The 22,633-nt window shown below is 59.6% G+C and carries 20 protein-coding genes and 1 tRNA gene; 15 read left to right on the top strand and 6 right to left on the bottom strand.

From position 1 onward, the window contains the following. The first annotated feature begins 146 nt into the window (after positions 1 to 146). From BS300_RS06690 to BS300_RS06675, 4 genes are all read left to right on the top strand, one after another. Positions 147 to 1,568 (top strand): sigma-54 dependent transcriptional regulator, encoded by a 1,422-nt coding sequence (locus BS300_RS06690; RefSeq protein WP_041209864.1) that lies wholly within the window; start codon positions 147 to 149, stop codon positions 1,566 to 1,568. A 106-nt stretch (positions 1,569 to 1,674) separates the two neighbouring features. Continuing rightward, positions 1,675 to 2,709, top strand: coding sequence for an ATP-binding protein (locus BS300_RS06685; protein ID WP_042033343.1), 1,035 nt, complete (start codon positions 1,675 to 1,677; stop codon positions 2,707 to 2,709). 76 nt (positions 2,710 to 2,785) lie between these two features. Next, positions 2,786 to 4,129: a sigma-54 dependent transcriptional regulator gene (locus tag BS300_RS06680; RefSeq protein ID WP_071911651.1), complete on the top strand. Its 1,344-nt coding sequence runs from the start codon at positions 2,786 to 2,788 to the stop codon at positions 4,127 to 4,129. A gap of 158 nt (positions 4,130 to 4,287) precedes the next feature. After that, positions 4,288 to 5,049 carry a Nif3-like dinuclear metal center hexameric protein gene (locus BS300_RS06675; protein WP_042033345.1) on the top strand — a complete coding sequence of 254 codons (762 nt, stop codon included), beginning with the start codon at positions 4,288 to 4,290 and terminating at the stop codon, positions 5,047 to 5,049. Between the two features lie 112 nt (positions 5,050 to 5,161). Here BS300_RS06675 and purN read toward each other — a convergent pair whose 3' ends face one another. After that, on the bottom strand, positions 5,162 to 5,800 hold the full coding sequence (gene purN, locus BS300_RS06670; RefSeq protein WP_041209867.1) for a phosphoribosylglycinamide formyltransferase: 639 nt from the start codon (positions 5,798 to 5,800) through the stop codon (positions 5,162 to 5,164). Continuing rightward, entirely contained in the window at positions 5,797 to 6,834 is a 1,038-nt protein-coding gene (purM, locus tag BS300_RS06665) for a phosphoribosylformylglycinamidine cyclo-ligase (protein WP_071911649.1), read from the bottom strand. Before purM ends, purN begins: the two co-directional genes overlap by 4 nt. Positions 6,835 to 7,009: 175 nt before the next feature. Between purM and upp the strand changes: the two genes are divergently transcribed. The 3 genes from upp (at position 7,010) to hda (ending at position 9,606) form a co-directional block, all read left to right on the top strand. After that, entirely contained in the window at positions 7,010 to 7,636 is a 627-nt protein-coding gene (gene upp, locus BS300_RS06660) for a uracil phosphoribosyltransferase (protein WP_033114376.1), read from the top strand. Between the two features lie 146 nt (positions 7,637 to 7,782). Further along, complete coding sequence (locus tag BS300_RS06655) at positions 7,783 to 8,802, top strand: DUF2066 domain-containing protein (protein ID WP_071911647.1); 1,020 nt, start codon at positions 7,783 to 7,785, stop codon at positions 8,800 to 8,802. 102 nt (positions 8,803 to 8,904) lie between these two features. Then, a complete protein-coding gene (gene hda, locus BS300_RS06650; protein WP_033114378.1) occupies positions 8,905 to 9,606 on the top strand; it encodes a DnaA inactivator Hda in 702 nt (233 codons plus the stop codon). A gap of 130 nt (positions 9,607 to 9,736) precedes the next feature. Here the strand turns inward: hda and aceA are convergent, their stop codons facing one another. Both aceA and aceB read right to left on the bottom strand, forming a co-directional pair. After that, a complete protein-coding gene (gene aceA, locus BS300_RS06645) occupies positions 9,737 to 11,050 on the bottom strand; it encodes an isocitrate lyase (RefSeq protein WP_005344572.1) in 1,314 nt (437 codons plus the stop codon). A gap of 73 nt (positions 11,051 to 11,123) precedes the next feature. Then, the gene (gene aceB, locus BS300_RS06640) at positions 11,124 to 12,731 is read right to left on the bottom strand and encodes a malate synthase A (RefSeq protein ID WP_071911644.1); all 1,608 of its coding nucleotides are present in this window, start codon (positions 12,729 to 12,731) and stop codon (positions 11,124 to 11,126) included. A 315-nt stretch (positions 12,732 to 13,046) separates the two neighbouring features. Between aceB and BS300_RS21295 the strand changes: the two genes are divergently transcribed. Next, a complete protein-coding gene (locus BS300_RS21295) occupies positions 13,047 to 13,217 on the top strand; it encodes a hypothetical protein (protein ID WP_158025282.1) in 171 nt (56 codons plus the stop codon). 209 nt (positions 13,218 to 13,426) lie between these two features. Here BS300_RS21295 and BS300_RS21365 read toward each other — a convergent pair whose 3' ends face one another. Together BS300_RS21365 and BS300_RS06635 are read right to left on the bottom strand one after the other, a co-directional pair. Next, entirely contained in the window at positions 13,427 to 13,570 is a 144-nt protein-coding gene (locus tag BS300_RS21365; protein ID WP_192849739.1) for a hypothetical protein, read from the bottom strand. A gap of 259 nt (positions 13,571 to 13,829) precedes the next feature. Beyond that, positions 13,830 to 13,906 (bottom strand) — tRNA-Pro (locus BS300_RS06635). A gap of 310 nt (positions 13,907 to 14,216) precedes the next feature. Here BS300_RS06635 and tadA point away from each other — a divergent pair. The 7 genes from tadA to BS300_RS06600 all read left to right on the top strand — a co-directional run bounded on the left by tadA (position 14,217) and on the right by BS300_RS06600 (position 22,607). Then, on the top strand, positions 14,217 to 14,699 hold the full coding sequence (tadA, locus tag BS300_RS06630) for a tRNA adenosine(34) deaminase TadA (RefSeq protein ID WP_239693810.1): 483 nt from the start codon (positions 14,217 to 14,219) through the stop codon (positions 14,697 to 14,699). A gap of 205 nt (positions 14,700 to 14,904) precedes the next feature. Beyond that, the gene (locus BS300_RS06625) at positions 14,905 to 17,142 is read left to right on the top strand and encodes an ABC transporter permease subunit (protein ID WP_071911639.1); all 2,238 of its coding nucleotides are present in this window, start codon (positions 14,905 to 14,907) and stop codon (positions 17,140 to 17,142) included. 16 nt (positions 17,143 to 17,158) lie between these two features. Beyond that, positions 17,159 to 18,808 (top strand): phosphate ABC transporter permease PstA, encoded by a 1,650-nt coding sequence (pstA, locus tag BS300_RS06620; RefSeq protein ID WP_033114381.1) that lies wholly within the window; start codon positions 17,159 to 17,161, stop codon positions 18,806 to 18,808. Positions 18,809 to 18,917: 109 nt separating this feature from the next. Then, on the top strand, positions 18,918 to 19,736 hold the full coding sequence (gene pstB, locus BS300_RS06615) for a phosphate ABC transporter ATP-binding protein PstB (RefSeq protein ID WP_033114382.1): 819 nt from the start codon (positions 18,918 to 18,920) through the stop codon (positions 19,734 to 19,736). A gap of 84 nt (positions 19,737 to 19,820) precedes the next feature. Then, positions 19,821 to 20,531 carry a phosphate signaling complex protein PhoU gene (gene phoU, locus BS300_RS06610; protein WP_033114383.1) on the top strand — a complete coding sequence of 237 codons (711 nt, stop codon included), beginning with the start codon at positions 19,821 to 19,823 and terminating at the stop codon, positions 20,529 to 20,531. A 192-nt stretch (positions 20,532 to 20,723) separates the two neighbouring features. Then, the gene (locus BS300_RS06605) at positions 20,724 to 22,046 is read left to right on the top strand and encodes a hemolysin family protein (protein ID WP_041209873.1); all 1,323 of its coding nucleotides are present in this window, start codon (positions 20,724 to 20,726) and stop codon (positions 22,044 to 22,046) included. Between the two features lie 18 nt (positions 22,047 to 22,064). Beyond that, positions 22,065 to 22,607, top strand: a complete 543-nt coding sequence (locus tag BS300_RS06600) for a hypothetical protein (RefSeq protein ID WP_071911637.1) — start codon at positions 22,065 to 22,067, stop codon at positions 22,605 to 22,607. The last annotated feature ends 26 nt before the right edge of the window (positions 22,608 to 22,633 follow it).

The raw sequence follows: 22,633 nt of genomic DNA, 5'->3' as shown, positions 1-22,633 counted from the left end.
TATGTCGATACACTTAGCCTGAATACGACAATTTTTGACAAAGTGTCGGAATTTTGGCACTTTGTCTGTCTGAAATAAAATAAGTGATATATGTTTTATATCTATATAAAACAATGAATTATATTCGGTCGTCGCGAGGGATTGATATGGTGGAGATGGGCGTGTTGATTGTTGATGCCGATGCGCAGCGGCGTCAGCAGTTGGGAACAGTGCTCTCGTTTATGGGGATCCCGTGGCAAGAGGTGGCTGAAGGCGATCTGGATGTCGCCATCGACTCCTCCGGCCCCCTGCAAGGTGTACTGGCCGGCGAGCTCGGCACCCGTGTTCTGCCGGATCTGCTGGCCGCATTTCCCCGAACCCCCTTTATCTCTCTGGTCGAGGCCGACCTGCCCAACAGCAACTTCATCGGGGTTGCCGAGGCGCCGTTTACCTATGAGTCGCTGACTCGCCACCTGCACTTCTGTCAGGCGTTTGTTTCTCTGCATCCCCGTCAGCAGACCCATGACAAGGGGCAGGCTTTACTGCGCCTGCTGGTGGGCAAGGGGAAGGGGATTCAGGAGGTGCGTCGCCTCATCAGCCAGGTTGCCGAGACCGATGCCAACGTGCTGATCCTCGGTGAGTCGGGTACCGGTAAAGAGGTGGTGGCGCGCGCCATTCACGAACTCTCTGGCCGCAGCCAGGGGCCGTTCGTGCCCATCAACTGCGGTGCCATTCCGGCGGAGCTGTTGGAGAGCGAGCTGTTCGGCCACGAGAAGGGGGCGTTTACCGGCGCTATCGCCGCGCGGCGTGGCCGCTTCGAGCTGGCGCAGGGGGGCACTCTGTTCCTCGACGAGATTGGCGACATGCCGATGCCGATGCAGGTCAAGCTGCTGCGGGTGTTGCAGGAGCGGCTCTTTGATCGGGTCGGTGGTGGCAAGCCCATTCAGGCCGATGTGCGTATCATCGCCGCGACTCACCGGGATCTGGAGGCGCTGATCCGCACCCAGGGTTTTCGTGAGGATCTCTACTATCGCCTCAACGTCTTCCCCATCGAAACCCCGCCGCTGCGGGATCGCATCGACGATATCCCCCTGCTGCTACAGGAGCTGCTCAACCGTCATGCCGAACAGCACCACAGCACCATCCGTCTGACCCAGCGGGCGATGGAGTCGCTGATGCAGTATCCCTGGCCGGGCAACGTGCGCGAGCTCTCCAACCTGCTGGAGCGGCTGCTCATTCTCTATCCGCAGCAGATTGTCGATGTGGCCGATCTGCCGAGCCGCTACCGCCTGCTGCCAAGCGAGCCGCGTGATGAAAGGTTGACCGAGATGGATGAGCGGGATGCGCTGGCCGCGGTGTTTCAGGATCCGCCGGAGATCGACCATCCGCTTTCCTCGCCCCGTACCATGCAGCTGCCGGAGGAGGGGGTCAATCTCAAGGAGATGCTGGCCGACCTCGAAGTGGAGCTGATCCGCCAGGCGCTGGAGTCGCAGGACGGGGTGGTGGCCCGCGCCGCCGATCTGCTCGGCATGCGTCGTACTACCCTGGTCGAGAAGATGAAAAAGTACGGGATGAGCAAGGACGTCTGAGGGTCAAAGCCTTGACGCAGAGCAGTAATCTATTGGTTTTAATAGATTAATTTAGTGGCATGGAAATTGAATAACCTGACCAGGTCGCCAGTTTGAGGTCAGGTTTATGACAGCCCAACAGCAGGATATCCCACTCCAGTCTCACGAAGTGAGCCAGCTTTACGCCATCTTCAAGGCGCTCCCGACCGGGGTGCTGTTGCTTGATGGCACTGGCATCATCACCCGTGCCAATCCGGCGGCGATAGACCTGCTGGGAGAGCCGCTGGAGGGGGAGCTCTGGCGTCATGTCATCACCCGCTGCTTCGAGCCGCGCGAGGATGATGGTCACGAGATCTCCCTGCGCGATGGTCGCCGGGTCCAGCTCTCGACTCAGCCGCTGCAGGATCAGGCGGGCCAGCTGGTCTTTATCAACGACTTGACCGAAACCCGTCAGCTGCAGGATCGCATCAACCACATGAAGCGGTTGTCGGCCCTTGGCAATATGGCCGCTTCGCTGGCCCACCAGATCCGCACCCCGCTCTCTGCCGCCATGCTCTATGCCGCCAACTTGGCCAACCGCACCCTCAAGCCCGAATCCCGAACCCAGTTTCAGCAAAAGCTGATGGCCCGGCTGCAGGACCTGGAGAAGCAGATCAACGACATCCTGCTGTTTGCCCGCAATGGCGACAACCAGGTGGTCACCCCCATCTCGGTGCAGGGTCTGCTGGCTGAAGTGCAGGCGGGGGCAGAGGCGTTCTGCGCCCAGCAGGGTTGCGAGCTGCACATGGAGGCGCCGGAGCCTGATCTCTGCCTGCTGGCCAACAGCAGTGCCCTCTCCGGAGCCATCAATAATCTCATCGCCAACGCCCAGCAGGCGGGGGCAACGTCACTTCTGGTGAGCGCGGTGCGCAGCGGTGCCCGGGTCGAGATGCGGGTGATCGACAATGGCAAGGGGATGCCTGCCCACCTGCTCAGCCAGATTTTCGAACCCTTCTTTACCACTCGCTCCCAGGGCACCGGCCTTGGGCTGGCGGTGGTGCAATCCGTCGTGCGTGCCCATCAGGGCGAGGTCGGTGTGGCCTCGGTTCCCGGAGAGGGCACCTGTTTTACTCTGTCGTTCCCCCTGCATCAGCAGCAGGTTCAACTTGGAGGTGCAGCATGAGCCTTGTTAAGGAGTTGTGCCGGCCGAGAGGGAGCCATATCAATGCGGCCAGGTTGGCTGTCGTGGGAGGTGTAGCATGACTCAGGCCCGGATCCTGGTAGTGGAAGATGACAATGGCCTGCGCGAGGCGCTGGTCGATACCCTGTTGCTTGGCGGCTATGAGTGCCGTGAAGTCGACAGCGGCGAGCGGGCCTTGCTGGCGCTCTCCCGTCAGCCGTTTGACATGGTGATCTCCGATATTCAGATGGGAGGAATGGATGGCCTGACTCTGTTGGCTACTATTCGCCAGCAGTATCCGCAGGTGCCGGTACTCCTGATGACTGCCTACGCCAACATCGACGGCGCGGTGCGTGCCATGCGGGAAGGGGCCATCGACTATCTGGCCAAACCCTTTTCGCCCGAGGTGTTGCTCAACCAGGTGAGTCGCTATGTGCCGGCCCAGAAGGTAGAAAAGCGAGCCGTGGTGTATGGCGACCCCAAGAGCGCCGAGCTGTTCCAGCTGGCGACCCGCGTGGCCAGAAGTGAGGCCACCGTGATGGTGACCGGCCCGAGTGGTACGGGGAAAGAGGTACTTGCCCGCTACATCCACGACAACTCCAACCGCGCCGAGCAGCCCTTTATCGCCATCAACTGCGCCGCCATTCCGGAGAACATGCTGGAGGCGACCCTGTTTGGCTACGAGAAGGGGGCGTTTACCGGCGCGGTGCAGGGGTGCCCCGGCAAGTTCGAGCAGGCACAGGGAGGGACTCTGCTGCTCGACGAGATCACCGAGATGGATCTGGGATTGCAGGCCAAGTTGTTGCGGGTGCTGCAGGAGAAAGAGGTAGAGCGGCTCGGCAGCCGCAAGATGATCCCGCTGGATGTGCGGGTCATCGCCACCAGCAACCGGGATCTCAAGAGGGCGGTACAGGATGGCCTGTTTCGCGAAGATCTCTACTACCGTCTCAACGTTTTTCCGCTGCGCTGGTCAGCCCTGTGCGAGCGACCCGGAGATATCTTGCCACTGGCTGAACATCTGCTGGCTCTCCATGCCAGCCAGCAAGGGCTGCCCACCCCGCAGCTGGAGCCGCAGGCGCGCGAGCGGCTGCTCTCTCATCCCTGGCCCGGCAACGTGCGCGAGCTCGACAACGTGGTACAGCGAGCGCTGATCCTCAGCCCTGATGGAGTGATCGATTGCGGCCACCTCATTCTGGAAGAGGTGGACGAGCAGGAGATGGAGTTTGCCGTTGCAGAGCGCGCTTATGGCTGTGATCGTCTCGGCAGCGAACTCAAGCAGCAGGAGCACCAGATCATTCTCGACACCCTGCAAGAGTGCAATGGCAGTCGCAAGGATGTGGCCGACCGGCTCGGGATCAGCCCGCGCACTCTGCGCTACAAGCTGGCCCAGATGCGGGATGCCGGTATCGACTTGCCCGCCTGAGTCAGGTTGGTAGCCTTCGTAGGGGGGATGTACCACTGTGTGGGAACCGTCATGGTCTTGATGGCGGCTCTCGATTATCATAGGGCCCTTGGCGTTTTGAGCCGGGGCCTTGTTTTTATTGGTAAAACAGGGAATCGCGCCGTTATAAAGGGACCCTTATGATCTCTCATCGAAAATTGGAAACCGTACTCAACCACCTGCTTGAGCCCCACGCCATCAAGGATTACTGTCCCAATGGTCTGCAAGTCGAGGGGCGCGAGCGCATTCGCAAGGTGGTGACCGGTGTGACCGCCAGTCAGGCCCTCATAGATGCGGCCGTGGCTGCCGATGCCGATGCCATTCTGGTTCACCACGGCTACTTCTGGAGCGGTGAACCGGCCCAGATCACCGGTATGAAGCAGCGTCGCATCAAGACCCTGCTGGCCCACGATATCAACCTGTTTGCCTACCATCTGCCACTGGATGTCCATCCCGAGGTGGGCAATAACGCCCAGCTCGCCAAGCTGCTCGATATCAAGGTGCGTCGCGGTCTGGAGCCGTGGAACAGCAAGAGCGTCGCCATGGTGGGCAAGCTGGAAGAGCCGATGAGCGGCAGCGATTTTGCCAAACTGATTGCCGAGCGTCTCGGTCGTGAGCCGCTCCACTGTGGCGACAGCGGCCCCGAGCTAATCCGTTCCGTGGCCTGGTGCACTGGCGGCGGCCAGAGCTACATCAATCTGGCGGCAGAGCAGGGCATCGACGCCTTTATCTCTGGCGAGGCTTCCGAGCAGACCATCCACACCGCTCGCGAGATGGGGATGCACTTCTACGCCGCCGGTCATCACGCTACAGAGCGCTACGGCGTCAAGGCGCTGGGAGAGTGGCTGGCGACCGTGCACGGGTTGGATGTCACCTTTATCGATATCGACAATCCGGTCTGATTAGCCGCGTAGCGGCGTCATCGGAGATGAACGTGGTCATTGCGTTGATCTATGGAAATGACAAGGGAGGCCTGGGCCTCCCTTGTTGTATTTTGCTTGCTGTGGTTAGCGGTTACTCGCAGGCATAGCCTGCCGGGCCAAGTTGCTTGCCATCGAGAAAGGCAGACCCATCTCGCATCTGCAAGCGCCCTTCACAGAACCACTGCACCACCAGCGGGTAGATACTGTGCTCCTGCACCTGTACCCGTGCTGCCACCTCATCGGCCTCATCTCCTTCGAAGATGGGAACGCAGGCCTGCAGGATCACCGGGCCACCGTCGAGCTCTTCGGTAACGAAGTGGACGCTGGCGCCATGCTCGCTATCACCAGCATCGATAGCGCGCTGGTGGGTGTGCAGCCCCTGATATTTCGGCAGCAGGGAGGGGTGGATATTGATCATCCGTCCGGCGAAGTGGCGAACCAGATCACCACTCAATATGCGCATAAAGCCGGCCAGTACCACCAGATCCGGCTGATAGTCAGCCATCAGCGCCAGCAGGGCGGCGTCATACTCCTCCCGGTTGGCAAACTGCTGCTGGCTGAGGGTGGTGGTTGCCACCCCTGCCTCTTGTGCGCGGATCAGGCCATAGGCGTCGGCCTTGTTGCTGATGACGCCGACCACCTCACCGGCAATCTTGCCGCTGGCACAGTGGTCGAGGATCGCCTGCAGATTGCTGCCGCTGCCGGAGATAAGGACGAGGATCCGCATCATTTGATGACGACCTGCTCCTCACCGTCTGCTGCTTTGGCGATATGACCGATGTGCCATGCGTTCTCGCCTTCTGCCTTGAGCAGGGTCAGGGCTTTTTCCAGCTGATGGGCAGGCAGGGCGATGATCATGCCGACACCGCAGTTGAAGGTGCGATACATCTCGTGACGGGTGACGTTGCCAGCCTGCTGCAGCCAGCTGAACACCGCCGGCCACTGCCAGCTCTGCTCGTCGATCACCGCTTGAGTTTTGGCGGGCAATACGCGGGGGATGTTCTCCCAGAAGCCACCGCCGGTGATGTGGGAGAGGGCGTGGATCTCGCACTCCTTGATGAGCTTGAGCACAGGTTTCACATAGATGCGGGTCGGCTCCAGCAGGGCGTTGGCCAAGGTGGTGTCACCCAGCGGCTGATGAACATCTGCCTTGGAGACCTCGAGAATTTTACGGATCAGGGAGAAACCGTTGGAGTGGGGGCCGCTGGCGGCCAGCGCGATCAGGGCATCCCCTTCGCCGACCTTGCTGCCGTCGATGATCTCGCTCTTCTCCACCACGCCGACGCAGAAACCGGCGATATCGTAGTCTTCCCCTTCATACATGCCCGGCATCTCGGCGGTTTCGCCGCCCACCAAGGCGCAGCCGGACTGCTCGCAACCGGCACCGATCCCGGTGACCACTGCGGCTGCGGTGTCCACATCCAGCTTGCCGGTAGCGTAGTAGTCGAGGAAGAAGAGGGGCTCGGCACCCTGTACGATCAGGTCGTTGACGCACATGGCTACCAGATCGATACCCACGGTGTCATGTTTTTTCAGATCGATGGCGAGGCGCAGCTTGGTGCCCACACCGTCGGTGCCGGAGACCAGCACCGGCTCCTTGTAGCCCGCAGGGATTTGACACAAGGCCCCAAAGCCGCCAAGACCACCAAGGACTTCAGGACGACGAGTGCGCTTTGACACGCCCTTGATACGTTCAACCAGTGCATTGCCGGCATCGATATCCACGCCAGCATCCTTGTAGCTCAGTGAGGTTTTGTCAGTCACGAGTAGTCCCCGTCATGTGAGAAGTGGAGGGTAAAATTCGGGGCGTATTCTAACAGTGGCGGCGAAAAACCAGAAAGGAAATCGTTTGCGCGTTTTTGCGCAAAACTGCTCTACAAGCGGTGGCTTTTGTTGTATGATTCCGCGATTTTTTTGCGGCAGGTTAGAGGAGATAATAATGAAAGTCGTTGAAGTCAAACACCCCCTGGTCAAACACAAGATCGGTCTGATGCGTGAAGGCGATATCAGCACCAAGCGTTTCCGTGAACTGGCCAAAGAAGTGGGCAGTTTGTTGACCTATGAAGCTACCTCTGACTTCGAAACCGAGAAGGTTATCATCGATGGCTGGAATGGGCCAGTAGAAGTTGACCAGATCAAGGGCAAGAAGGTAACCGTCGTACCGATCCTGCGTGCCGGCCTTGGCATGATGGATGGCGTACTGGAGCACATGCCGAGTGCCCGCGTCAGCGTGGTCGGTATCTACCGCGATGAAGAGACCCTGCAGCCGGTTCCCTACTTCGAGAAGATCGTCAGCAACATCGAAGAGCGTCTGGCGCTGGTCATCGACCCCATGCTGGCCACCGGTGGCTCCATGATCGCCACTATCGATCTGCTGAAAAAGAAAGGCTGCCAGTCCATCAAGGTGCTGGTGCTGGTTGCCGCGCCGGAAGGCATCAAGGCGCTGGAAGCTGCTCACCCGGACGTGGAGCTGTTCTGTGCCTCCATCGATCAGGGCCTGAACGAGAAAGGCTACATCGTGCCGGGTCTGGGCGATGCCGGCGACAAGATCTTCGGTACCAAGTAATTTGCTGTGACACGCCGCCTCTGCCGAGGCGGCTGACGGAGCCGGCGTCCTGCCGGCTTCGCTGTTTATGGCCTTTGTCCCAGCCTTGCCGCAGGACGCGCCTTGCCGCTACCATAAGCACCATCTCCCATTTCGAGACTCTGTTCATGTTCAAACGTGTTGTGACCGCCCTCTGCTGCGGCTTGTCATTCATTGCCTCGGCCGCTCAGGTGACCGACCTCTATCAGGGCAAGGCCCCGACCACCGGCGACATGGTGGCTGCTCAGGGTCAGGCGCTGGGCGAGGTGTTGATCAAGGTGACCGGCAAGCGGGACATTCTGACCCAGCCTGCCGTGGTCAAGGCGTTGGCTGCGCCGGGCGACTATGTAAAGAGCTATGGCTATCAGGATGTCGATTCGGTCAAGTATCTGAAGGCCGAGTTCAAGAGCGACAAGGTCAACAGCCTGGTCTCCGAGAGCAAATTCGCCCTGCTTGGCCCGGCTCGTCCCCAGATGGCCCTCTGGCTGGTGGTGGATCAGGGTGAGCGCCATCTGCTGGCAGACCAGTCTACCGATGGCTGGGCACAGGCACTGCGCGAACAGACCCTGGCGCTGGGGCTGCCGGTCAGCATCCCCCTGATGGATCTCGACGACAACATGGCGGTCAGTGCCACCGATGTATGGGGCCGTTTTGCCGATCCCATCCTCAAGGCGAGTCAGCGTTATGGCGCCGAGATGGTGGTGCTGGGCAAGCTGACCCCGGAAGGGGACAAGTGGAGCATCGACTGGGGACTCTACGGTCCCAAGGCCGCTGGTGAAGTGGCCGAACTGACCCGCGGCAACACCACGGGTACCCAGGTCGAAGTGGCGCAAGGGCTTGCCGATACCCTGGCGACCTGGCTGGTGAAAAACTACGGCGCTCGCATCTCGGGGCCGGCAACCAGTCAGACCCTGGTGGTGGATGGCCTATCCGATGTGGACAGCATGATCTCCGTGCAGAAGATGCTGCAGGGGATGGCCAACGTCAGCAAGGTGGAGATCGGCAAGCTGGAAGGCAATCAGGTCACCTTCAACTTCATCCTGCAGGGGGATCAGAGCGAGTTGGTGCGCGCCCTGCAGCTGGAGAGCCGCTTGCACAAGGTTGACGATAATGGCAGCAATCTGCGTTACCAATGGTCGCAGCCCTGATTTCACAAGGCTTTTGTCTACCGCCCAGCTTGTCCGGGCGGTTCTCTATCTGCCATTGCGATGGTACACTTAGCCACAAATGTCACAGTCAAAGCCCAACGAGTGAAGCAACCGGCCCAACTGTCCCTAGCCGTACAACTACCGGATGATGAAACCTTCGTCAGTTTTTATCCCGGCACCAATGCTCATCTGATCACCGCCCTCAAGAATGCGGCCATCGGTCAGGGGTCGCCTTTCCTCTATTTCTGGGGAGCCAAGGGCTCCGGGCGCTCCCATCTGCTCCATGCCACCTGTGCCGAGGTCAATGCCCGCGATGCAGCGGCCGCCTATCTCTCCCTCGATCAGTTTGAACAGCTCGATCCCAGCATGCTTGATGCCCTCGAAAGTCTGCCGCTGGTCTGCCTTGACAGCATTGAGGCCATCGCCGGCAATGCCGTTTGGGAGCGGGCGCTATTTGATTTTTACAATCGCTGGCAGGAGAAAGGGGAAGGGACGCTGATCGTCACCGGTTGCAGCGCGCCGCGCAAGCTGGGGCTGCAGCTGCCGGATCTCGCCTCGCGCCTTGACTGGGGGGTGAGTTTCCATCTCGAAGAGCTGGATGATGAAGGCAAGCTCAGTGCCCTGCAGCTGCGTGCCGAGCTGCGGGGCTTCAAATTGCCCATCGATGTGGGCCGCTTCCTGCTCAACCGCCTCTCGCGCGACATGCGCACTCTGCTTACCACTCTCAATCAGCTCGACAACGCCTCATTTCGCGCCAAGCGCAAGCTGACCATTCCCTTTGTCAAAGAGATCCTCGAGCTCTGATCCTCTCGGCGGTGTGCGGTTGTGCGCCTGACTTTCGCTTGAGTGGCAGATAAAAAGAAACCCCGGCTTCAGGCCGGGGTTTTGCTATCTCAAGGGCTATCTCAAGGGCTATCTCAAGGGACTCTGCCTATCAATGGAACTGATCTTCTTCGGTGGAACCGGTCAGCGCGGTGACCGAGGATTGGCCACCCTGAATGACGGTGGTCACCTTGTCGAAGTAACCGGTACCGACCTCCTGCTGGTGGGCCACGAAGGTGTAGCCACGGCTGGCGGCGGCAAATTCCGGCTCCTGCACCATCTCGACGTAGTGCTTCATCCCTTCGCCACGGGCGTACTGGTAAGCCAGCTCGTACATGTGGAACCACATGTTGTGGATGCCCGCGAGGGTGATGAACTGGTACTTGTAGCCCATGTCGGAGAGCTCCTGCTGGAAGCGGGCGATGGTGGCATCGTCCAGATTCTTCTTCCAGTTGAAGCTCGGGGAACAGTTGTAGGCCAAGATGCGATCTGGGAACTTGGCCTTGATTGCTTCGGCAAATTTACGCGCTTCGTCCAGATCCGGCTTGGCGGTTTCACACCACACCATGTCGGCGTAGGGGGCGTAAGCCAGACCGCGAGCGATGGCCTGATCGATACCGGCACGTACCTTGTAGAACCCTTCGGCAGTGCGCTCGCCAGTCAGGAAGTCTGCATCGTACGGGTCAGCGTCGGTGGTCAACAGGTCAGCGGCGTTGGCGTCGGTACGGGCGATCACCAGGGTGGTGGTGCCGCACACATCGGCTGCCAGACGGGCGGCAACCAGCTTCTGCACCGCTTCCTGAGTCGGCACCAGTACCTTGCCGCCCATGTGGCCGCATTTTTTCACTGATGCCAGCTGATCTTCAAAGTGCACGCCAGCGGCACCCGCTTCAATCATCCCTTTCATCAGTTCGAAGGCGTTCAGCACGCCGCCGAAACCGGCTTCCGCATCGGCCACGATGGGCAGGAAGTAGTCGATAAAGCCCTCATCCTGCGGTCCGACCTTGTTGGCCCACTGGATCTGGTCGGCACGGGCGAAGGAGTTGTTAATGCGCTCCACCACGGACGGTACGGAGTTGGCCGGGTAGAGGGACTGATCCGGATACATGGTGGAGGACAAGTTGTTGTCCGCCGCCACCTGCCAGCCGGAGAGGTAGATCGCCTCGATCCCCGCCTTGGCCTGCTGCACCGCCTGACCACCGGTCAGGGCGCCGAGGCAGTTGACGTAGCCTTTCTTGGCGTCGCCGTGGATCAGGCCCCACAGCTTGTCGGCACCGCGCTGGGCCAGGGTGTGCACCGGCTGCAAGCTGCCGCGCAGGTTTACCACATCTTCGGCGCTGTAGCCGCGCTTGATCCCTTTCCAGCGGGGGTTTTCCGCCCAGTCTTTCTCGATAGCCTGGATCTGTTGCTCACGGGTCAGTGCCATATCAGTTCCCTCTTTCATTGATTTCACGTTTCCATTGACTTGTTATTGGCGAGCCCCGCTCGGGGCCCAGAGTTCAGAGCCGCTCGTAACCGGGCAGCGTCAGAAAATCGATCAGGGTATCGGCGCAGGTGATCTCTTCCATCAGCTCGCTGGCCTCGGCAAAGCGACCCGATTGCCAGCGGGCGGCACCTACTTCGGCTTTGACCACCTCCTGCTCCTCGGCCAGCATCTGGCGGAACAGCTCCTTGGTCACCACCTTGCCGTTGGCGAGGCTCTTGCCGTGGCGGATCCACTGCCAGATGGAGGTGCGGGAGATCTCGGCGGTGGCGGCATCTTCCATCAGACCGTAGATGGGCACGCAGCCGTTGCCGTTGATCCAGGCCTCCAGATATTGCAGGGCAACCCGGATATTGGTGCGCATGCCGGCCTCGGTGCGCTCCCCCTCACAGGGGGCCAGCAGGTCGGCGGCGGTGATGGGGGCATCCTGCTCGCGCAGCACGCCGATCTGGTTCTTGGCGCCAGCCGCAATGGTGGCGTTGAATACCGCCATGGCGGTATCGGCGAGGCCAGGGTGGGCCACCCAAGTACCGTCGTGGCCGTTATTGGCTTCGCGCTCCTTGTCGGCCTTGACCTTGGCGAAGACCTGCTCGTTGACGGCTGCGTCCTTGGCCGGAATAAAGGCGGCCATGCCACCCATCGCCAGCGCACCGCGCTTGTGACAGGTCTTGATCAGCAGCCGCGAGTAGGCGGAGAGGAACGGCTTGTCCATGGTCACCACCTGGCGATCCGGCAGGACCCGATCCGGATGGTTCTTCAAGGTCTTGATGTAGCTGAAGATGTAGTCCCAGCGGCCGCAGTTCAGCGCAACGATGTGATCCTTCATCTGATAGAGCAGCTCATCCATCTCGAATACAGCCGGCAGGGTTTCAATCAGCACGGTGGCCTTGATGGTACCGCGGGGCAAGCCGAACTTGTCCTCGGTCCAGGCGAATACCTCGCTCCACCAGCGCCCTTCCAGATGGCTCTGCAGCTTGGGCACGTAGAAGTAGGGGCCGGAGCCTTTGGCCAGCAGCGCCTGATAGTTGTGCAGAAAGTAGAGGGCAAAATCGAACAGGCCACCGGGGATGGGCTCGCCATCGAAAGTGACATGTTTTTCCGGCAGGTGCAGACCACGAACCCGGCAGATGAGCACCGCCGGATTGGGGTTCAGGGTGTAGGCCTTTCCTTCCGGACTGGTGTAGGAGACGGTGCCGTTGACTGCATCGCGCAGGTTGATTTGGCCCTCGATCACCTTGTTCCAGGCGGGAGCCAGTGAGTCCTCGAAGTCCGCCATGAACACCTTGACGTTGGCGTTGAGGGCGTTGATCACCATCTTGCGCTCGACCGGGCCGGTGATCTCCACACGGCGGTCTTGCAGGTCGGCGGGAATGCCGCGAATGGTCCAGTCACCGTCACGGATGTGGGCGGTTTCCGGCAGGAAGTCCGGCAGCTCGCCGCCATCGATACGGGCCTGACGTGCCACACGTTGTTTCAGCAATTCCCCTCTTTGGGGAGCAAAACGTTCCACCAGTTCGGAGACCAGCGCCACCGCGTCCGGCGTCAGAATTTGCGCGTATTCGGGCAGCATCTCGCCCTGGATGCGAAGGCGGGCGCTACAGTGGGTCTGAGCCGGTGCCGACATAAGGTTCACTCCTTTGAGAATTACATTTTGAACTTACTAACTACGACTAAAGTCGAATCCCTGTTCCTGAAACGTTCCCGCAACAACGGGATAACACGATTGATAAGGTGCGAAATATTGTCGATTACGTCAACAGTTTTTTTAAAACGCCTGTTTGGGGTCGATGTTTAAGTTGATGTTTTTAATTGAGTTATTGGATTGGTACAAAAGCTCTACACAGATGGTTATGCTCCTGGTTTTTCTGTCCGGGCGATGGCTCGTCCGGTCACCCTTCTTGTCATGTGATTCGTAACTTATTACGTAATAAAATTACAAATGCAAAAACAAATCCCGACCTTACTCCAGGCTTTTGAAAAACAGCTGTATGAAGTGCGTTTAAATATTTCAATCAATAGGCTGATGGCGTTGATGCTGGATAGTGAACGTTCGTTTAAAACTGTCTGGCTTTCGCAGGGCTCTGTTGGCGCTGACGGCTTGCCGCATTGAAAGTGGAGCGCAATAACGTAGGTTTGTATCAGCTGATGGGGATTAACCCGGGGGGGGAGCGGTGGTTAAATGGCAGTCAATTACACTGCTTAATCATGTTTTGGTAGTGGTTTGTCGTTTTTTTAAGGCAGTACGTCTCAAGAGGCATAAGACGGGGAAAAGCAGGGAAAAAATCAGGCAAAGAGAGGGAAAATCGCCCGCAGACGGGCTCAGTAGTCATCGTCAGGTTCGGCCAGATCGATGACATCCAGCTGGATGACCAGCTCTTCCTCTTCAACCTGCGGGGTGCAGGAGGTGTCGTGAGGAACAGGGTAGAGCGGAATGAGCGGGGTGAAATCGGTGGTCTGGTTCATGCTTGCTCCCGTGTTGAATGCAAGCCGGCCAGTGATCCCTTCACTTGTGCCTCCACCTCCCTGTCTTGATACCGGCGGAAAGTTGCGCATATTAATGAGCGCATCAAAAAGATTCAAGCGATCCTGTACATTTTTTGTTCCTGGCGATGATGGCGCGGGTTGAATCGGGCAAAAGGCCGGGAAAGGGAAGGCTGGTCAGAGCAAAAACGGGAGCAAAAAAATAGCCCAGTCGTTTGACTGGGCTATTTTCGGGGAATGATGGTCGGCGTGAGAGGATTTGAACCTCCGACCCCTGACACCCCATGACAGTGCGCTACCTGGCTGCGCTACACGCCGACAAGGTCAGTCTGAGCTGACGGGGAGGAAGTCTAATGATCTGCACTCATGGGTGCAACTCCTTTTTTATCATAGAGATGCCGACTGCTTCTTTATTGCGCAGCCAAGATGCGGCTTGGGCGGAGGAGGGAGTTTTGGCATAATCGCCGCCCCGCAGCAGCCACTTTTCATGCAAGATATTCATAATTTCGGCTGAAGAGTGCGGCAGTATGGAATACCAATGCAGAGATTGAACAGACAGAGAGGCATGGCCGTGAAACCAGCAGAGGGGGCCGATGCGCCGGAACAGGCCGCAACGGATGAGAAGTGGATGCGTCACGCCATGGCACTGGCGGGCTGCGCCGAGGGGATCGGCGAGATCCCGGTTGGTGCCGTGCTGGTGCTGGGTGACGAGATCGTGGGGGAGGGGTGGAACCGCTCCATCAGCGAGCACGATGCCTGTGCCCATGCCGAAGTGATGGCCATCCGCGCGGCAGGTAGCCGGCTGGAGAACTACCGCCTGCTCGACACCACCCTCTATGTGACGCTTGAGCCCTGCTGCATGTGTGCCGGTGCCCTCATCCATAGCCGGGTCAAGCGGGTGGTCTTTGGCGCACGGGATCTCAAAACGGGTGCGGCGGGGTCGGTGTTCGAGATCTTGCAGGACCCGCGCCACAATCACAGAGTCGAGCTGACTGCTGGTGTGCTGGCCGAGGCCTGTTCGACCCAGCTCTCCGATTTCTTCAAACGGCGCCGCGCCGAGAAAAAGGCGGCCAAACTGGCGCTGCAACAATCGGGTGAGGCTTCCGCCTGAACCGGTCGGCGGCGGGATGCACTAACCCGCCGTATGCCATTTCTATAACCACTTTAAAAACAATCGGTTATTACGCCTTTACACCCTATCTCCCCTTGTATTCCGTGCCCCTGTTTATCCTGCTTATTTAAGGTGGCGGGTGTAACAAAACTGTCATGCAACCGCCATATAATGCCGCCAAGCCTAGCTTACATTGAGGTTTTGCATGTCATCGGAATCGTTACACCTGGGTATGGCGGGGAGTCGAAAACGCCGCATCAAGGACAAATTGGCCAAGTACGGCGTCACCACGGGTGGGGCGCTGGTGCTGGTGGCGCTCCTGCTTATCTTCTTTTACCTGCTCTATGTGGTGAAGCCCATCTTCAATGGCGCCACGATGGAGCCGACCGCCTCGTTTACCCTGCCGACAAGCGGCAAGACCGCCTGGCTCGGGGTGGAGGAGCAGAACGAGATCGGTTATCGCTTCAGCGACAACGGGCAGGTCAACTTCTTCGCCGTGCAGGGCGATGGCAAGATCAAGGTCGGTCAATCCCTCGGTCAGGCTGAGGTAGCCGGTGACGTCACTGCCGTGGCGCCGCCCGCACCGGGTCAGAAGCTGATCGCCTACGGCTTTGCCGACGGCAAGGCGCAAGTGGTACAGCCCTCCTTCAAGGTCTCCTATCCCAACGATGTGCGCGTCATTGAGCCCAGCCTCCAGTACCCCTTCGGCGAAGAGCCGGTGGTAGTGGATCCCGAGGGCAAGGCGCTCAAGACCATGGTGTTTGAAGCCACCAAGGACAAGATGGCCGCCGCCGCCGTGACCGAAGATGGTCGTGGCGTGATGACGGTGATGAGCGGTGAGGAGAACTTCCTCTCCGGCGAGATCGAGTGGAGTGCCCAGAACTACACCATTCCCTCCCTGCCGCGCCATGTGGATCAGATGCTGCTCACCCCCAACCTGCGCATTTTGTTCGTGCGCGAGGGCAACCGCCTCTCTGTCTACGACATCCAGAACCTGCGCGATATCTCGGTGCGCAACGTGCTGGAGATCAATGCCCCGAATGCCAACGTGACCCGGGTCGAGCTGCTCTCCGGTGCCTCTTCCCTGCTGGTGGGCAATGACAATGGTGTCATCTCCCAGTGGTTTGAAGTGGCAAAGGATGGCAAACGCCAGTTCACCCAGATCCGTGACTTCAAGGGTGATGGTGCCGTGGCGCAGCTGACCCCGGAGCACTTTCGCAAGGGTTTCATCAGTGCCGACAAGGATGGCACTGTCAGCTTCTTCCACGCCACCGGCGAGACCAAGCTGCTGAGCGAGCATGTCGATGGCGGCGCCTTCTCTGCGCTGGCCATTTCGCCGCGCCACAACCTGCTGCTGACCCAGCAGGGCGATACGTTCAAGCTGTTTGCGGTGGAGAACGAGCATCCCGAGGTGACCTGGTCTGCCCTGTGGCAACAGGTGTGGTACGAAGGGTATCCCGAGCCCCAGTATGTGTGGCAATCCACCTCCGCAAGCAACGACTTTGAAGCCAAGCTGAGCCTGGTGCCGCTGGTATTCGGTACCCTGAAAGCCTCCTTCTATGCCATGGTGTTTGCGGTGCCGCTCGGTGTTGCGGGCGCCATCTACACCGCCTACTTCATGTCGGCGGGGCTGCGCAAATATGTCAAACCGACCGTCGAGATCATGGCGGCCCTGCCGACCGTTATCCTCGGCTTCCTGGCTGGTCTCTGGCTGGCGCCCATCATCGAGGGCTCTCTGCCCGGCGTGGTGCTGCTGCTGATCCTGCTGCCGGCGGGAATGCTGCTGACCGCGCTGGTGTGGAACTACCTGCCGGAACGCAGCCGCACCTGGCTGCCGGAGGGGTGGCACGCCATCCTGCTCATTCCGGTGCTGCTCTTCATCGGTTGGGGGGCGTTCGCGCTGAGTCCGCTCATCGAGAATGCCTTTATGCACGGTGATTCGCGCATCTGGCTGACCCACGACATGGGTATCAAGTTCGACCAGCGCAACTCGCTGGTAGTCGGCATCGCCATGGGCTTTGCAGTTATTCCGACCATCTTCTCCATCGCTGAAGACGCGGTCTTCTCGGTGCCCAAGCACCTGACCCAGGGCTCGCTGGCCCTCGGTGCCACCCCGTGGCAGACCCTGAGCCGGGTGGTGATCCTCACCGCCAGCCCGGGTATTTTCTCGGCGGTGATGATGGGCCTTGGCCGCGCCGTGGGCGAGACCATGATCGTGCTGATGGCCACCGGCAATACCCCCATCATGGACTTCTCCATGTTCCAGGGGCTGCGTACCCTCGCCGCCAACATTGCGGTAGAGATGCCGGAGTCGGAAGTGGGCAGCTCCCACTATCGGGTGCTGTTCCTCGCAGCCTTCGTCCTGTTCGTGTTCACCTTCTTGTTCAACACCCTGGCCGAGTTCATCCGTCAGCGGTTGCGTGAAAAATACAGCTCTCTGTAAGGACCAAGGAATGACAATGGGTAAGTGGTTTAAATCAGGGGCCCCGTGGATCTGGATGACCGGCGGCGCCGTCAGCCTGAGTCTGGTCGCGGTACTGGGGCTGTTGCTGCTCATCGGCTGGCGTGGTCTGGTCTACTTCTGGCCTCACCCCATCTATGAGTGGCAGCTGGAAGATGCGAGTGGCAACAAGAGCGTGCTGATCGGCGAGATCAATGATCGCGAGTTGGTGCCGGTGGAGCGCTTGCGCGCCGCAGGCCTGCCGCTCAAGGGGGAGGAGCGCGAGCTGCTGACCCGCTATCTGGTCAAGACCGGCAACCGCGAGTTTGTCGATCTGGACTTCCGCTGGGTGCTGGAGACCGACATCAAGTCACAGAGTCAGCCGGTCGAGCTCGCCATGATTGAGCGTGCCACCAACGGCAACTTCTACGGCTACATCAGTTCGGTCAAAGAGGATGGGCGCGAGATCACCACGGATCTGCACGCCGCTCTGCAGCGGGTGCTGGCGCGGGCCAATGGCCTCTCCGAACAGGCGAACGACCTGCAGAAAGGGGACATCGGCAGCATCAACTATCAGCTGGAGCGGCTGCGCCTCAAGGAGCGCAAGGCCGAGCTTGAGAATAACCTGACCGATCAGCTCAAAGCCCAGCTGGCGAGCGAGCGTCAGGCTCTCAACGATCGCTATCAGGTGCTGGAGAAGGAGCTCTTCTCCCTGCGCAGTCAGGCTGACCGAGACAGCATCACCGTCAAGGATATGCGTGGTGAGCTGGTGACCATGCCGATGTCCAAGGTACTGGATGTGGTGTGGCCCAATGACATGAGCCTGCTGGCCAAGGTGGGTTACTGGTTCCACCAGATCGGCAAGTTTGTCTCCGACGATCCCCGTGAAGCCAACACCGAGGGCGGGGTATTCCCGGCCATCTTCGGCACCGTCTTCATGGTGTTCCTGATGGCGATCATCGTGACCCCGCTCGGCGTGATTGCGGCGGTCTACCTGCACGAGTATGCGGGCAAGAACAGCCTGACCAAGCTTATCCGCATCGCGGTCATCAACCTGGCGGGCGTGCCCTCCATCGTTTACGGCGTGTTTGGTCTGGGCTTCTTCGTCTATACCCTGGGGGGCAGCATCGACCGCCTCTTCTATCCGGAAGCGCTGCCGAGCCCGACCTTTGGCTCACCCGGCGTGATCTGGTCGGCGCTGACCCTGGCCATCCTGACCCTGCCGGTGGTGATCGTCTCCACCGAAGAGGGGCTGGCGCGGATCCCGAGCACCATCCGTCAGGGCTCGCTGGCGCTGGGTGCTACCCAGGCCGAGACCCTGTGGCGCATCGTGTTGCCGATGGCGAGCCCGGCCATCATGACCGGCCTTATTCTGGCGATTGCCCGTGCGGCCGGTGAAGTGGCGCCGCTGATGCTGGTGGGGGTGGTGAAACTGGCACCGACCCTGCCGATGGATGGCAACTTCCCGTATCTGCATGTGGAGCGCAAGTTCATGCACCTGGGCTTCCACATCTATGACGTCGGCTTCCAGAGCCCCAACGTCGAGGCGGCGCGTCCTCTGGTCTACGCCACCTCCTTCCTGCTGGTGACGGTGATCGTCGGTCTCAACCTGACGGCTATCGGTATTCGCAACCACCTGCGCGAGAAATTCCGGTCGCTGGAACATTGATAGGCCAGCCACCACAGAGACGGGCAGGAGACAGGTCCCCTGCCAGCCAAGCGTTCCGGCCGCGGGCGATGAGATTGCCCGCCGCCACCGACAGATTTTGAGGTAACAGATGATCAACGTAACGACCGCCGCGACCCAGCATACCGCGACCGACCTGCTCAACCTGAGCCCGGAGCAGACCGCGCTGGAGGTGAAGGATCTCAACCTGTACTACGGCAGCAAACAGGCGCTGTTCAACGTCAACATGAAGATCCCCAAAGGTCAGGTGACCGCCTTTATCGGCCCCTCCGGTTGCGGTAAATCGACCCTGCTGCGCTGCATCAACCGGATGAACGATCTGGTGGAAATTTGCCGCATCGATGGCGAGATCCAGCTGCATGGTCAAAACATCTATGACAAGAGCGTCGATGTTTCCGCCCTGCGTCGTCGGGTGGGCATGGTGTTCCAGCGCCCCAACCCCTTCCCCAAGTCCATCTACGAGAACGTGGTTTATGGCCTGCGTCTGCAGGGGATCAACGATCGCCGTACCCTGGACGATGCCGCCGAGCGCTCCCTGCGCGGCGCGGCGCTGTGGGATGAGGTGAAGGATCGTCTGCACGACAACGCCTTCGGTCTTTCAGGTGGTCAGCAGCAGCGTCTGGTGATTGCCCGCGCCATCGCCATCGAGCCGGAAGTGCTGCTGCTCGATGAACCGACCTCGGCACTCGACCCGATTTCCACCCTCACCATTGAGGAGCTGATCAACGAGCTCAAGAGCCAGTTCACCGTGGTGATCGTGACCCACAACATGCAGCAGGCGGCGCGGGTCTCGGATCAGACCGCCTTCATGTACATGGGCGAGCTGATTGAGTACTCGGATACCAACACCATCTTCACCACCCCGGCCAAGAAGAAGACCGAAGACTACATCACCGGTCGCTACGGTTAAGGAGAGGAGAGGATGAACCACCACAAACAGATTGGCAGTCAATTCAACGGCTAAGGCATAATCGGAGCATCAAGGACTATTTGTATGGACAATATGAACCTCAATAAACATATCTCCGGTCAGTTCAATGCCGAGCTCGAGAGTGTGCGCAACCAGGTGCTGGTGATGGGTGGCATGGTAGAGCAGCAGCTCACCGACGCCATCGCGGCGATCCACGACCAGGATCTGGAAGCGGCGCGCAAGATTGTGGCCAATGACCACAAGGTCAACGCCATGGAAGTTGCGATCGACGAGGAGTGCACCCGTATCATCGCCAAGCGCCAGCCGACCGCCTCCGACCTGCGTCTGGTGATGGCCATCATCAAGACCATCACCGATCTGGAGCGCATTGGCGATGTGGCGGACAAGATCGCCCGCATGCTGACCGACAACGCCAACAAGCCGCAGCCGCCGCTGGTGTCGTTGGAGAACATGGGCCGCCGTACCATCAAGATGCTGCACGACGTGCTCGATGCCTTCGCCCGGATGGATCTGGACGCGGCACTGGCGGTCTACAAGGAAGATGACAAGGTAGACCGCGAGTACGAGTCCATCATCCGCGAGCTGATGACCTACATGATGGAAGATCCCCGCACCATACCGCAGGTGCTCAACGTGCTGTGGGCAGCGCGGGCTATCGAGCGGGTTGGCGATCGCTGCCAGCACATCTGCGAGTACATCGTCTACTACGTCAAGGGCAAGGACGTGCGCCACACCAAGGCGGACGATCTGGGCACCCTGCTGGGCAAGGGCTAAGCGAAAAGTGAATAAAAAGGCGCGTCAGGCGCCTTTTTTGTTGCATAACTGGTCGGAGTAAGATAAAGCCCCCAACTGGCTGTTTTCTGATAGAATACTCCCCCTGTGTGAGTCCCGGATGGACTCACGGTCCGGTCTCCCGGGCCCAGTTTGCCGTCTTGTGCTAAGGCGGGCGTAGCAATTAGGTTAATCATGAGTTTTGCCGATAGTTTGTTCTTTCTGATGCTGCTGGTTGGCGGCAGTGTGTTCTTCTCCCTCTCCGAGATCTCCCTCGCGGCCTCCCGCAAAATCAAATTGCAGGTGATGGCTGATGAAGGCAATCGTCAGGCCGAAAAGGTGCTGGCACTGCAGGCCCAGCCGGGCAATTTCTTTACCGTGGTGCAGATTGGCCTCAATACCGTTGCCATTCTGGGCGGTATCCTGGGTGAGTCTGCCCTCAACCCCGCCATCAAGGGGATCGTCTCCGAGTTCTATCAGGGCCCCTGGCTTGGCGAGATCAGCTCCGGTGCGTCCTTCGTGTTCGTCACCGGTATGTTTATCCTCATCGCCGACCTGATGCCCAAGCGCCTGGCCATGATCATGCCCGAGCAGATCGCCGTGGTGGTGGTGCGTCCCATGCTCTTCTTTGTCACCGTGCTGATGCCGCTGGTGTGGATCTTCAACGGACTGGCCAACGCCCTGTTCCGTCTGATGCGGGTCTCCACCGTGCGCAACGACGAGATCACCTCGGATGATATCTATGCAGTGATGGATGCCGGTGCCGAAGCGGGGGTCATCCAGCGCGAGGAGCATCAGCTCATCGAGAACGTGTTCGAGCTGCAGTCCCTTGGCGTGACCTCCGCCATGACCGCGCGCGAGAGCCTCATCTACTTCACCCTGCAAGAGGATGAAGAGAGCATCAAGGCCAAGATCGCCGAGCACCCGCACAACAAGTTTCTGGTCTGTGACCACAACCTCGACAGCATCAAGGGCTTTGTCGATGCCAAAGAGCTGCTGATCCGCGTCATCGGTGGCCAGAGCATCGATCTCAACAGCGGCTCGCTGGTGCAGAACGTCATCATCATTCCCGATACCCTCAACCTCTACGAGGCGATGGAGTACTTCAAGAACCACAGAGGCGACTTTGCCGTGGTGATGAACGAGTACGCGCTGGTGGTGGGTATCGTCACCATGAACGACCTGATGAGTACCGTCATGGGCGAGTGGGCTACCCACGTGGTGGAAGAGCAGATTGTGCAGCGGGACGAGAGCTCCTGGCTGGTGGACGGGGTCACCCCTATCTCCGACGTGATGCGTGCCTTCGATATTGAAGAGTTCCCTGACGATCAGAACTACGAGACCATCGCCGGCTTTATCATGTACATGCTGCGCAAGATCCCCAAACGGACCGATTCGGTCAAATATGCGGGTTACAAGTTCGAAGTGGTGGATATCGACAGCTACAAGATCGATCAGCTGCTGGTCACCCGGATTGAACCCGCTGTCGTTACCGACAAGCTTGCTCAGGATGCGTAAAAGGAGCTTTCAGGAGTCATGAAAATGCAGTCTCATTCCCGTGCGATCGCCTGTGTGGTGCTCGCTCTGGCACTCGGCGCCTGTAGCCAGAGTGCACCGCGCAAGGCGACCGTTACTGCCAAACCGGTGGCGCCAAAGCCCGCCGTGGTTGTGCCGCAGCCGGACCCCGATGCGGTGGTGCAGAGCGCTGTGGCTGAGCCCAGCCCGGTGTTTGACGAGGAGTATCACGGGCCGGAGCAGGGATCGCTGGAGTCGGTGACCGCCCTGTTTGCCCGTGGCTACATCGAGTCGGCCATGCGTGAAACCATGCTGGCGGCGGTGAAGAATGACTATCCGCTGCTCGGTATGCGAGATGTGCGGCTGACCGATCCGGTTTACAAGTTCCTCACCTCGACCCATGCCACCACCACGGCGCACGACTACCTCTATGCCGGTGTGCAACGTCGTCTGGGCCGCCCGCTCAGCCCTGCCCAGTGGGAGCAGATCTGGCGCCGCTTGCCGCAGGATGGTCGGGTATCCGACTGGGTGAAACAGATCAAGCGGGTACTGGCCGGACATTAAGCGGCCAGCTCACCATATCGCCACAA

Origin of the sequence: Aeromonas sp. SCS5, from assembly GCF_001887375.1 — a bacterium.
GTDB classification, from domain to species: Bacteria; Pseudomonadota; Gammaproteobacteria; order Enterobacterales; family Aeromonadaceae; genus Aeromonas; species Aeromonas jandaei.
Note: the sequence above shows the minus strand (reverse complement) of the source record. Positions and strands in the feature narration are given on the sequence as shown.